Source organism: Pseudomonas sp. 50_B (assembly GCF_017491625.1).
GTDB lineage: Bacteria > Pseudomonadota > Gammaproteobacteria > Pseudomonadales > Pseudomonadaceae > Aquipseudomonas > Aquipseudomonas danubii.
On record NZ_JAFGYX010000175.1, the window covers coordinates 1 to 432 of the forward strand.

Here is a 432-nt window from a genome sequence, read left to right on the forward strand (position 1 = left end):
TTGCTGCTCACGTTCTGTCTCGCGTATCTGATCGCCGAGGGCGTGAAGCTCGTCTGGGGGCTCGCGCCGCTCGCCGCGCCGGTGCCCGCCGCGCTCGACGGCGCGGCGTTCACCGTCTACGGCGCGGTGTTTTCGCGTTATCGCGCGTTCATGATGCTCGTGTCGATCGCGATGCTCGGCGCGCCGGTGGCGATGTCGGTCGGCATTCCGCTCGGCACGGCGCTCGGCGCCGCGCTCGGCTGGCGCGCGACGTTCGCCGGCGTGACGGCGCTCACGCTCGCGCTGATCGCGTGGGTGCGCGCGAGCCTGCCCGATGCGCCGGGGCGGCCCTCGGGCGAGCGGCTGCCGGTCGCCCGCGTGCTGCGGATGCCGGGCGTGCTGCCCGTGCTGGCGGTGATGTTCGCGTACGTGCTCGCGCACAACATCCTCTAC

At 73.1% G+C, this 432-nt stretch carries 1 pseudogene; it reads left to right on the plus strand.

What is annotated here, in order from left to right:
- Positions 1-432 (plus strand): annotated as a pseudogene (locus J5M73_RS31470) (MFS transporter); the annotation flags it as partial.